The sequence below is a fragment of the Providencia sp. NPDC089933 genome, assembly GCF_049545585.1.
GTDB classification, from domain to species: domain Bacteria; phylum Pseudomonadota; class Gammaproteobacteria; order Enterobacterales; family Enterobacteriaceae; genus Providencia; species Providencia huashanensis.
The window spans coordinates 51,737-64,039 of sequence record NZ_JBMWDT010000016.1; the positions used below are offsets into that span (position 1 = coordinate 51,737).

The window sequence follows — 12,303 nt, forward strand, 5'->3', positions numbered from 1 at the left end:
TTAGCCAATGAAGCGCAAATTTATCACTTTAATCATTTCTATTTTCCCCATTTTATCCTTTAAATACCACCTCTTTGGTTGAGAATGATTATCATCAACTTAGCTATTAATGATAAAATCATGCTCTGTCAGTAGCTTTTTATTATAAAAAGTACTTTAGGAATAACTTCAGAGGATCACACTGGATATCAATCCAGTATTGTACGAAACTCAAAAATTAAAAGTGCTTATAGACTAGTCTGATACTGTAATTAATTAAAAAATATATTATTACGTTATATTTTTTAATGGTGATAAATTAAACAAGCTGTTCCTGTTTTTGCATACTATGTATACATACTTAGAATAAAGAGAAAATCCTATGAGTTTGTTTTTCCATAACAGCTTGATGTTTCCAACAGTTATCTTTAGCGGCTTACTAATTATTGTGTTGTTTTACTGGCTATGCGCTGCTTTTGGTCTGTTAGATATTGATTTATTCAATGTTGATACTGAATTTGATAGCGGTATTGACGCAACAGGTTTTGCTGGGTGGTTAACAAAACTTGGGTTAGCAGGGGTCCCTGTCACCATTATTCTGACATTATTTACACTGTTTGGTTGGGTGATCACCTACTTTAGTGTTTATGGTTTTATTCGCTTTATTGATTTAAGTCTATTGCGTTATCTTGTTGGTTTTGCTGTATTTGTTATCACGATATTTATCTCACTTCACTTAACCGCCCTTTGCTTAAAACCTGTACGGAATAAACTTATTAGCCTCAATAAACCCAAAACAGTACACCAACTCATCGGGAAATATGCCACAGTCCGCTCAGGTACCGTCAATGAAAAAAACGGTGAAGCCATACTCGAAGATGGTGGTGCCGGGCTAATTTTGCAAATACGAGCGCCATTTACAGAAGGTATAAAACGGGGTGATCGCGTTGTTATTATTAGCTATGACGCAGACTCACACAGTTACCAAGTTGTCACTGAAAAAGAATTCCGCAACTAAAGCTATTGGTTGTTATATAAAATAATACTTGCTTGAATCATCGAAATGACGACATCGTCAGAACCTATGGAGAAAAAATATGGATTTGGCTGCATTAATGCCCTTTTTAACCATTGTCGGAGGGATAATCCTAGTTATTTTAGGGTTTTTTGGGTTATTCAAAGCCTTCTATATCAAAGTCCCACAAGGTACTGCTTTGATTGTCAACGATATGTCGTCTCAACCAAAAGTACATTTTACTGGGGCATTAGTTTATCCCGTTATCTACAAAAAAGAGTTCATGCGTATTTCATTGCTGACTCTGGAAGTTGACCGTCGCGGTAAAGATGGCCTTATTTGTCATGATAACCTACGCGCAGATATCACGGTTGCATTCTACTTGCGCGTAAATGAAACCACTGAAGATGTACTGAAAGTGGCTAAAGCTATCGGGGTTGACCGCGCATCAGACCACCAAGCCGTCAGCACCTTATTTAGTGCTAAATTCTCAGAAGCATTAAAAACTGTCGGTAAACAATTAGATTTAGCAACATTATTTGAAAATAGACAAGATTTCCGTGACCGCATTGTGGATGTAATAGGTAAAGACCTCAACGGTTACGCTCTGGAAGATGTCGCTATCGACTACCTAGAACAGACACCAAAATCAGCCCTCGACCCAAATAATATTTTTGACTCCGAAGGTATTCGTAAAATTACTGAAATTACGGCTATTCACAATATAGAAACCAACCAGAAAGAACGAGACCAAGAACTGGCGATTCAAAAGAAAAATGTGGAAACGCGTGAAGCTAGCTTAGCACTTGAGCGTCAACAAGCTGATGCAGAAGCCCGTCAAAAACGTGAAATCGATAATATCCGAGCGCGTGAACAGGCTGAAACTTTACGTGTTCAAGAAGAAGAACGTTTAAAATCAGAACAAGCGCGTATCCAAACTCAGCAAGAAATTGAAATTCGCGAAGAAAACCGCATGCGTGAAGTCGAAGTGGCTCAACAGAACCGCACTCGCGCTGTTGCTATTGAAGAAGAACGCGTTAGCCGTGCTCGTGAACTTGAAGTCGTTGCTCGTGAACGAGAAGTTGAATTACAACGTATTGAAAAAGAAAAAGCGCTGGAAGAAGAACGTAAGAATATCTCTAATGTAGTCCGTGAGCGTGTAGCAGTGGAAAAAACGGTTGCACAAGAAGAGGAACGCATTAAAGAAGTTCGCGAAGTTTCTGAAGCTGAGCGTATGAAAAAAGTCACTGTCATTAATGCCGAAGCAGAAGCGGAAGAGTCTTTAGTCCGCCAAGTGAAAAAAGCTGCCGCAGATGAAGCTAGCGCTAAACACCGTGCAGAAGAAATCAGTACGATGGCACAAGCTGAATTAGAAGCATCAGCAAAACAAGCTGAATCGAAAAAACGTTTAGCTGAAGGTATTGAAGCTGAGCATGCCGCATTAGGTTTAGCAGAAGCTCGTGTTCGCCAAGCAACTGCGGAAGCCGAAGAAAAAGAAGGTTTAGTACTTGCTAATATCACGGCTGAGAAACTGCTAGCCGAAGCACGTGGCTTGAAAGAAAAAGGCTTAACTGAAGCCCAAGTTATGGAAGCTAAAGCAAAAGCTGAGCAACAACAAGGGTTTGCTGAAGCAAAAATTCTTGAAGAAAAATTAGCAGCGCAAGCTCGTGGTGAAGAACAACAAGCTAACGCTAAAGAAAAATTAGGCTTAGCCGATGCCAAAGTCCTTGAAGAAAAACTGGCAGCACAAGCTCGCGGTGAAGGTCAATTAGGTTCAGCACAAGCAGAAGTTATCCGCCAACGCCTGAAAGCCGAAGCTGATGGTTTAACAGATAAATTTAAATCAATGGATCACCTCAGCGATACTGCTCGTTCTCATGAAGAGTTCCGTATGCGTCTTGAGAAAGAATTTGAACAAGCCATGGCCTCTATTGATGCGAATAAAGAAATTGCTCGTGAACAAGCCGATGTATTGGCTGCTGCACTGAGCAAAACCAATATCGAAATTGTAGGTGGTGATGGCAGCTTCTTTAATACTTTCTCAAAAGCACTTAGCTTAGGCAAAGCTGTTGATGGTTTTATGGATAAAAGCAGCTTCGCTAAAGAGAATGTTGAAAAACTAATTAATCGCAGCAAAGAAGATAAGAAAGTTGATATTGCCGCTTTACTAAAAAACCCTGAAGTTCAAGACCTAATCAATGGCTTTATGGCAGCGAAAGGGGCAGGGCAACTGGCAAAAACAGTCACTGCAAAACCTATTCCACCGACAGATGACCAACTTTAAGTAATCAGCACATATAGGGGTAATTCTACCCCTAATCGCTTTTCATTTTTATTGTCTTAGTTAAGGGAATTTGCTGCACCATGTCAGATATTCAGGATACGGATCGCGAACAAGAAATACTCGATAGCGCTGTCGCAGAAGGGGGGGCGTATGAAATATTGCGTAAGCGCCTAACCGAGCAAGGTCAGCAACTTCATCAAAAAGCTTCGTTACTGAATGAAAAACGGCTAGAAGAATTTGGCCAAAGCCAAATGGATATTATTGGCCGCATTCGTATTCGTACTGAAAATAATTGCCAAGCAAGGGACATTGTTCGTGTTGGTGAATGGCTTTTATTTGGTTATAACGTTTTCCTCGGGCTTAAAAAAGAAACTCACCTTGAAGATGTTTTTTCATTATATCGACTCGTCGAAGGTGAGGATGAATTTGATGTTGAAGCCGTCCCTTACGAAGAAACCTTTTTAAGCGATAATCGCTTTGTTCAAGATTTTACTGAACTGTACACTTACTATAAAAACACCCAACTCCTTCAGCTTGTTGAAAGGGATGGGAAACTTCTCGCCAGTTTCCAAATTGGTGACCGCATCACTGATGTCCGTGTTTTCCGTTGGTCTATATCAAGTGATAAGCGCCGTATCGAATATATAGATAATCGAGGTGAGCGGGACATAGCTCTTCCTCCCGCGTATGACTTTGAATGGCATAAAACCACACGCGAAAACACGGTTAATGGTCGTTACCCTCATCTAAATATTCTTGATACTGTATTTATTGAAACTATCGGTGGCGACTTAACAATTAAGTGTGAAAATAATACTGAAGATGGTTTAGGGATTTATCGGGAAGCTGTTCTGGATAAAAACCAGTCTCTTGATGATGCACAAATTGAATACGCTCAAACAGGCAGCTTAATTATATTAAAGGTTCTGCCTTACCGAGAAGAAAGCTGGCGTTATCTGGTTTACAACACATTATCCCAATCAGTACAACGCATCGATGCCATTGGGCAAGCTTGTGTTCAGCTACCTGAAGATCACGGCATTATTTTCCCTGGTGGCTACTATTTACAAAATGGCGATTACAAAACCTTTGATCAGCCCATGGAGGGAATGCGTTTTCGTCGTTTACGTCGTTCTCCAAATGGTGAAGATGTCTTATATGTTTTCTATTCCCCAAACCAAGGTCGCCTTGCCCTATTTAACTATAATTTAATCGAACGTACATTATCCGTTCCGCTTATTGGGCATGGTTACGCCATGTTTGAAGATGGCAAAATGGTACTGTTTGAAGGTGAAGGGGAGGAAGCCACCCGAGTGCATCCTATGCAGGTTTGGCAAACACCTTTTTACTCAGAAGAGTTTGCAGATCAGCAACCAACACGGAGTGGTTTTTTTGGGCGTATAGGAAATGCTGATTTAGTAAGGGGTATTTCAGAAATTTTGCATGTTGCAAAAGAGATAGAAGGTAACCAAGTTTCTATTGCGCGCTATGAACAACTTAGCCAACAACCCAAAAATTTATTAGATCTCTATTATTGGCTCAGCGATGAACAGTGCCTAAGTATTGGTAAATTACTGAAAGAGATTACTCAGACTAGTGAATTAGTTCTTGATGAGTATGAAAAAGTTGAGAGTATTAGGCAACAATCCGCAAAATCAATGAATGAGGCGGTCAGTCGTCAAAAATCACTACTTTCTTTGACACTGCCTGATGGTTGGACTGATATTCAACAGTTTGTTGATGGCTTAAATTCTCTCAATGCACATCGAGGGCATTTAATTTCATTACGTGAATTTCGCTATATGGATTTAGAACAACTCAGCGAAATGGAAAATGAAATAATTGAAGCTCAGCAATCTGTTTCACAAGCAACCGCAGCGTTCCTTGCAAGCGATAAAGCATTACTACCTTTTAAATCACAGCTTGCTATTTTTGAAGAACAAATAGAAAAATCACAAAACAGTGCTCAGTTAGACGTCCCCATGAATGACATGGAAAAAATGTCTGCTGATTTAGATATGTTATCCAATTTAATGGCATCATTGTCTTTTAACGATGTCACTCAACAAACAAGTATTATTGATGCTATCTCACAAATATATGCACAATTAAACCAGTCTCGTGCTCGCTTACAACAAAAACGAAAATCTCAAAGTAGCGTGGAAACTGTCGCGCAATTTGGGGCTCAATTTCGCTTGTTTAGCCAAGGGATCACCAATGCACTTTCCCTTGCCTCTGACCCTGAAAGTTGTGATGATCAGCTATCAAGATTACTGGTTCAATTAGAAGAACTGGAAAGCCAGTTTAGTAGCCATGATGAATTTCTCGATGATATTCTTGCTAAACGTGAAGAATTACTCGAAACCTTTGAGTCCCATAAACAAGTTCTAATTGACGACCGCCAACGTCGTGCTCAAAACTTATTAACCGCAGCAGATCGCCTACTCGATAGCTTGCAACGTAGAACCGTCCGTTTACAATCTCAAGATGAACTTAACGCTTTCTTCGCATCTGATCCCCTCGCATTAAAAACTCGCGAAATTATTGAAAAACTAAGGGAAATTAACGATAACGTTAAGGCAGATGATATCGATGCTCGTTTAAAAGCCTCTCGCGACCAAGCTATCCGCGTCCTAAGGGATAAAACAGATATTTTTGAAGATGGCGGCAATATCATTAAATTGGGTCGTCACCGTTTTAGTGTGAATACCCAAGAACTAGACCTAACGATTTTACCTAAGAATGATCAACTGTGGGTTTATCTAACAGGGACTGATTTCCAAGAACCTATTGAGAATGCAGAGTTATCACAGTTACGACCTTATTGGAGTGCATCACTAGAATCTGAGTCTGATACCGTTTATCGTTCAGAATACCTTGCTTATTCTATTATTTATGCGGCAACCAAGCGCCAAGACGGGCTGGATTTTAGTCTTCTAAAAAGTGCGTTAACTTCCCCAGAAAAACTTGAGAAAATTGTCCGTGATTTTGCTAGCCCACGTTACAAAGAAGGCTATGAAAAAGGTATTCATGACCATGATGCCGTTGCACTACTGAAAAAATTACTGCCAATCGGTGAAAATGCAGACCTTCTACGTTATAACCCAACAGCCCGTGCCATTGCTGCAATCTATTGGGAACAAGTACAAAACGAAGATTACCCTGCTCAATGGCCGGAACGCGCAAGAACGGCAATGAATATTCACCAATTATTCCATAATGATAATGCCCTACTTGACCTACAAGCCGAAATTGAAGCTGGTATCAGCTTATTTTTACAAGATAACCCAATTCAATGCCAAGGGTATGTACAGACTCAGGCTGCTGAATATCTAAGTTTTGCCTTAGCGAGAACACCCATAGAATTGGTTTATAGTAAATATGCTAGGGAATTAGTGCTCGCATTACAAAGCCGATTGGAAGACGCGCATATGTGGCTCGATTTCAATCGTTCACAACAAAACCTAGGTACTCGCTATGCTCAACGCTGGTCATTAATTCAAAACTGGCTACAAGGGCTATGTTCTGTACCTGAATTTTCTCATCTAGAACCTTATATACCAGGTGCAATCGCGATTATCATATTAGATAAAGTCGCCTCTGCCCGTTATAGTGAAGCTGACCTTTACTTTAAAGTTAGCGGTTTGCTAGGTGAGCATCCAACGATTGAAAACCAGACTTTATCCTTAAGTTTAGATAATTACTTTGGTCGTATGCGTGGGCAAAGGAAACGTTTTATTCCTGAATTTCGCCAGTATCAAGCATTACGACAACGCATTATTGCCACAGAACGTAGTCGCTTAAAACTTCATGAGTTCAAAGCCAAACCACTGAGTTCATTTGTTCGTAATAAATTGATAAATGATGTTTATTTGCCAATTATTGGTGACAATATGGCGAAACAAATAGGGGCTCTTGGGGAAGGGAAACGCACCGACCTAATGGGGCTACTATTAATGATATCCCCACCAGGTTATGGTAAAACTACCTTAATGGAATACGCGGCAGATCGCTTAGGGTTAATTTTTATGAAAGTTAATGGCCCTGCTCTTGGGCATGATGTGCTTTCCCTTGACCCCGAACAAGCACCTAATGCCACGGCAAGGCAAGAGCTTGAAAAGCTGAATTTAGCCCTCGAAATGGGGAATAATGTGATGCTATATGTCGATGATATACAACATACACACCCTGAGTTTTTACAGAAATTTATTTCCTTATGTGATGGAACAAGGCGCATTGAAGGGGTTTGGAAAGGAAAAACCAAAACTTATGATATGCGAGGCAAAAAATTCTGTGTCGTCATGGCCGGTAACCCTTATACCGAGTCAGGAGAAGTGTTCCGTATTCCAGATATGCTAGCAAACCGTGCTGATATCTATAACCTCGGGGAAGTATTAGGTGGGATGGATGATGCTTTTGCATTGAGTTATATCGAAAATAGCCTCACATCTAACCCTGTATTAGCCCCTCTAGCGTTACGGGACCTTAATGACCTCTACTTATTTGTCGACAAAGCTATGGGGAAATCAATCTCAACTAACTCACTCAGCTACCCATATTCTGATGCTGAAATAAATGAAATTACTTCAGTAATCAAAAAAATGATTAAGTTACGAGATATTGTATTGAAGGTGAACCAACAGTATATCGCAAGTGCAGCCCAATCAGATAAATACCGTACAGAGCCGGCTTTCCGCCTACAAGGTAGCTATCGAAACATGAATAAATTGAGTGAAAAGGTTTCTTCAGTTATGAATGACGATGAGCTAGAAAGGTTACTTGATGACCACTACCTTGGGGAAGCTCAACTTTTAACCACTGGTGCAGAAGAAAACTTACTTAAACTGGCTGAAATACGTGGCACTCTTTCTCAGAAAGATGCTAAACGCTGGCAGCAAATTAAGAAAGACTTCATGCGTAATAAAGCACTTGGTGGCGATAATGCCGATATTGGTGATCGGGTTGTGGGCCAGCTAGCTTCATTAGTAGAAAGCGTCCAAGCCCTTGGTAACCCCTGATGAACTTTTTGCAAGGTTACCCGCGTATTAGGCTATTAATTTTTCTGGTAGCAATTTTTATTATTGTTCAGTTAATTAATAGTCTAACAGCGGGTGGGTTAACCCCCTTTGGGGTTGTCCCTCGAACCATGACCGGGTTACTAGGCATTTTTTTTGCCCCCTTTATCCACGGTAGTTGGGAGCATCTATTCAGCAATTTACCGCCATTTATCATTTTAAGTGCCTTGCTACTTCATCGCACAGTTAAAGCTTATCTACTGGCATCATTGTTTATTATCAGTGTTGGTGGTTTAGCTGTTTGGTTACTAGGCCGTAATGCTATCCATATCGGTGCTAGTGGCTGGGTTTTTGGTCTATGGGGCTTACTCATTGCCCAAGGCTTTTTACGGCGAAAATGGGTTGATATTGCCATTGCATTATTCGTGTTATTTTATTTTGGTACGATGGCTAGCGGCTTGCTCCCCATTAACCTGTATATTTCTACTGAATCCCATATTGCTGGTGCCCTAGCTGGTATTACCTACGCATGGTTGGCTAATCGTTACGACAAAAAAACGCGTTGATCTTCGCTCAAATAACCCCACCATTTGACTCATTTTTTATCTTTTTTCCCATTTTACGTATCCCTTTTTGTGAGCTTGATTCACATATTAATAATTAACTTAAAATTAACCAATAATTAACAATGTAATAATGCTAGTCTCAAAAAACAATAACGACAATGGAGACACAACCGATGAAAAAAAAAGTCATACCTATCGCAATGGTTTTCGGGTTAACCACCTTGTCATTCACCTCACTTGCCGCACACACTACACAAGTGAAAATTGAACGAGACAGCTATGGTGTTCCTCATATTTATGCCGATGATACTTATAGCCTTTTTTATGGGTATGGTTATGCTGTCGCACAAGACAGGCTGTTCCAAATGGAAATGGCGAAACGCAGCACACAGGGCACGGTTTCAGAAGTGTTAGGTAAAGATTACATCGCTTTTGACAAAGATATTAGAACTAACTATTGGCCAGATTCTATTCATCAACAAATAACTCATTTACCGACAGAACAGAAAGATATTCTAAAAGGTTATGCTGATGGAATGAATGCATGGATAAAACAAGTTAATGAAAAACCAAATGAATTAATGCCTAAGCAGTTTATCGATTATGGTTTTTTACCTTCACAATGGGATAGCTTTGATGTTGCCATGATCATGGTTGGTACAATGGCAAATCGTTTTTCTGATATGAACAGTGAAATTGATAACCTTGCATTACTTACTGCACTGAAAGATAAGTATGGTGAACAAATGGGAGTAAAAGTCTTTGACCAAATTAATTGGCTTAATAACCCCAATGCACCAACAACCATCTCACCGCAAGAATTTACCTATTCAGATTCAAAAAATAACAAAATAACAACACAATTGAATCAAATTAATGATTACCGTTTAACGGCTCCCATGTTTGATCGACCCGCTAAAAATAACTCAGGTAAACTTATTGCTCTTTCCCCTAAACAAAACAATGCGTTAATTTCCCAACAGTACGAACAAGGTGGAGCTAATGGGATTGCGGGCTACCCCACCACCAGCAATATTTGGTTAGTGGGGAAAAATAAAGCTTCTGGCGCAAACGCTATTTTACTCAACGGCCCTCAGTTCGGTTGGTTTAACCCCGCATATACCTATGGTATTGGTTTGCATGGTGCAGGGTTTAACATTGTTGGAAATACTCCTTTTGCCTACCCAGCTATTTTATTCGGTCATAATGGCCATATTTCTTGGGGGTCAACGGCAGGGTTTGGCGATGGTGTTGATATCTTTGCTGAAGAAGTTTCACCTGAAAACCCCAATAATTATTTACATCAAGGCCAATGGAAAAAAATGCTAACACGCCAAGAAACAATCAACGTAAAAGGCGAAAAACCGGTTACCTTTGCTGTTTACCGTACAGTTCATGGCAATATTATTAAGCGCGACGACTCTACTCACACCGCTTACAGTAAATCTCGCGCGTGGGATGGGAAAGAACTATCATCATTAATGGCATGGGTTAAACAAGGGCAAGCACAAAATTGGCAGCAATGGCTAAACCAAGCAAAGGACCAAGCCCTCACAATTAACTGGTACTACGCCGATAAAGACGGAAACATCGGCTATGTTCACACCGGTCATTACCCAGATCGCCAAGCTAACCATGATCCGCGTTTACCTGTTCCAGGAACAGGTGATTGGGATTGGAAAGGTATGCAACCCTTCGAAAACAACCCTAAAGTGTATAACCCTAAATCAGGTTATATCGCTAACTGGAATAATTCCCCCGCAAAAAATTACCCTGCGAGCGACCTTTTTGCTTTTCTCTGGGGCAGTGCGGATAGAGTGACAGAGATAGACAACCTCATAGATTCTTATGATAAATTAACATCAGATGATATGTGGAATATTTTACAACAGACTAGCCGTGTTGACCTCAACCGGCGTTTATTTATGCCTTATTTAAGACAAGCTACTGAAACCTTACCAGCTAGTGATAACGCAGCCAAATTAGTCTCAATACTCAAACAATGGGATGGTATAAACCAATTATCCAGTGATGGTAAACACTATATTCACCCAGGTTCAGCCATCCTTGATATTTGGTTAAAAGAAATGCTCAAAGCTACATTAGGCCAAACGATCCCAACCCCATTTGATAAATGGTATCTTGCAAGTGGCTATGAAACCACACAAGAAGGGCCTACAGGGTCATTAAATATTAGCACGGGTGCCAAGTTACTTTATGAATCACTACTGGGTAATGACTCCGCTATTCCTCAAACAGTGGATATTTTTTCAGGTCAATCCAAGAATACTATCATCCGAAAAGCACTGGATACCACCTACCAAAAAATGAAAGATAAATACGGCGACGACCCTGCAAACTGGCAAACCAATGCTACTGCATTAACTTTCCGTGAAAATAATTTCTTTGGGGTTCCACAGGCTCTAGCAAAAGAAAATTTCCATCAAAATGAATACCATAATAGAGGTACAGAAAATGACCTTGTGGTATTTACTGAAAATGGTGTTCAAGCGTGGGATGTTGTTGCTCCTGGTCAAAGTGGTTTTATTTCACCCCAAGGCAAACGCTCACCCCATTACCAAGACCAGCTTTCACTGTACAACCAGTTCGGTAAAAAACCATTATGGTTAGATAAACAAGAACTGGCGCCACATATAGAATCAACGGAAACACTCACTGTTTATCAATAAGCTTATTTTGATAACTAAATACCAAGACTTCTTGGTATTTAGTTTTTAACTGTGACTCGATATACACAACGTGCCGCACCATTTAGCAAGTATTGCTCACGCACAACACTCCCCTCGTCACCGACTACCTCGCTAAATAAAGTTAATTCCGAACGGCAAAAGTTTTGGCAAACCGTCGCGGCAGCACAAATTGGGCAATGATTTTCAATAAATAACCAACTGTCATTATCTTGCTCAACTTTCGCCATATAGCCTTCCTCGCTCCGGACTTCTGCTAATGCTGCTAAACGTTCCGGCAATGCCAAACCTTTACAACGTGCAAAATATTTATCTCGGCTTTCCTCTTCTCTTTGGCTTATCAGGCGCTCTAAACCCTCATCACCAAAAATAGTACGAACAGAATCAATTAATTGCAGAGCTAATTGCGCATGGGTATCAGGAAAACGCTGGTGCCCTAATTCAGTGAGAACCCAATTTTGCCGAGGCCTTCCCGCTCCGGTTTGTGACATACACTGAGCACCTTCCACTAACCCTAAAGTAACTAACTTTTGAAGGTGTTGCCGTGCAGCCTCCCCCGTCAGATTTAAATCTTTAGCGATTACTGCTGTAGATATTGGCCCTTTCGTTTTAATACAAAAAAGGACTTTATCTACGGCTTGAGTGAGATTTAAATTATCAAAGTAATTACTTGCTTTAATCATTATACGACTCTATTATCCAATACATTACTTGGATAATACCTCTTTTCTGACTA

General features: G+C 40.3%; 6 protein-coding genes. 5 read left to right on the forward strand and 1 reads right to left on the reverse strand.

Annotated elements, in window-relative coordinates; genetic code table 11:
• The first annotated feature begins 361 nt into the window (after window positions 1–361).
• The 5 genes from ACPEH5_RS19070 to ACPEH5_RS19090 all read left to right on the forward strand — a co-directional run bounded on the left by ACPEH5_RS19070 (window position 362) and on the right by ACPEH5_RS19090 (window position 11,549).
• A complete protein-coding gene (locus ACPEH5_RS19070; RefSeq protein ID WP_042846787.1) occupies window positions 362–997 on the forward strand; it encodes an OB-fold-containig protein in 636 nt (211 codons plus the stop codon).
• 79 nt (window positions 998–1,076) lie between these two features.
• A complete protein-coding gene (locus tag ACPEH5_RS19075) occupies window positions 1,077–3,278 on the forward strand; it encodes a flotillin family protein (protein ID WP_281111263.1) in 2,202 nt (733 codons plus the stop codon).
• Window positions 3,279–3,358: 80 nt separating this feature from the next.
• Window positions 3,359–8,296 carry a DNA repair ATPase gene (locus ACPEH5_RS19080; RefSeq protein WP_131680792.1) on the forward strand — a complete coding sequence of 1,646 codons (4,938 nt, stop codon included), beginning with the start codon at window positions 3,359–3,361 and terminating at the stop codon, window positions 8,294–8,296.
• Window positions 8,296–8,859, forward strand: coding sequence for a rhomboid family intramembrane serine protease (locus tag ACPEH5_RS19085; RefSeq protein ID WP_166686689.1), 564 nt, complete (start codon window positions 8,296–8,298; stop codon window positions 8,857–8,859). The genes ACPEH5_RS19080 and ACPEH5_RS19085 overlap by 1 nt, the downstream gene beginning before the upstream one ends.
• 200 nt (window positions 8,860–9,059) lie before the next feature.
• The gene (locus ACPEH5_RS19090; RefSeq protein ID WP_281111266.1) at window positions 9,060–11,549 is read left to right on the forward strand and encodes a penicillin G acylase; all 2,490 of its coding nucleotides are present in this window, start codon (window positions 9,060–9,062) and stop codon (window positions 11,547–11,549) included.
• Window positions 11,550–11,587: 38 nt separating this feature from the next.
• Here ACPEH5_RS19090 and ACPEH5_RS19095 read toward each other — a convergent pair whose 3' ends face one another.
• A complete protein-coding gene (locus ACPEH5_RS19095; protein WP_048605648.1) occupies window positions 11,588–12,250 on the reverse strand; it encodes a helix-turn-helix transcriptional regulator in 663 nt (220 codons plus the stop codon).
• Window positions 12,251–12,303: the final 53 nt, after the last annotated feature.